This is a genomic window from Aeromonas sp. QDB56 (assembly GCF_027705505.1).
Classification (GTDB): Bacteria; Pseudomonadota; Gammaproteobacteria; order Enterobacterales; family Aeromonadaceae; genus Aeromonas; species Aeromonas caviae.
In genome coordinates this window covers 1-512 of the sequence record NZ_JAPDBZ010000338.1, presented here as the reverse complement: position 1 = coordinate 512, position 512 = coordinate 1, and the positions used below count along the sequence as shown (strand labels likewise).

The following is a 512-nucleotide window of genomic DNA, read 5'->3' as shown; positions in this document are numbered from 1 at the left end:
CTAAATAACTGATCCCAATAGTGCTACACCTTCGCTGTGCCATAGCCATTCCCCGGGAAAGGAGACACGGTATCCATGAAGTGTTTCACTCGGGCCAGCAGGTTTGCCATCCCTCTGCATTGATGATTGCGCGTGATGGTTTCATGTAACTTGTGCCATAGCCGTTCTATGTGATTAACCCAAGGGCTGTAAACTGGCTGGAACACCAGGCAGAACTTGGGATTCTTCTTCAACCATCGCTCGGTCTGTTTGCTTTTGTGAATGATGTAGTTATCGAGGATCAACGTGATGGTTTTGGCTCGTCGGTAGTGGTGGCGCAGCTTTTCCAGCATGGCAATAAACAGCGATGAGTTTTTCTTGATCCCGCTGACGTAAAGTACCCTTCCGTTGCCTGCGTGGAGAACGCCTGCCAGATAATGCTTGGCATTCTGCCCCGGTGTGACAACCCGCTTTTGCTGCGCTCTGAACATCCAGTCGGCTCCTAATTTGGGATTGAGGTCTATATCGACTTC

The 512-nt window shown here is 50.0% G+C and carries 1 pseudogene; it reads right to left on the bottom strand.

Annotation, left to right across the window (positions count from 1 at the left end):
• Nucleotides 1-23: 23 nt before the first annotated feature.
• A pseudogene (locus OKB81_RS20765) lies at nt 24-512 on the bottom strand (IS630-like element ISAhy2 family transposase); the annotation flags it as partial.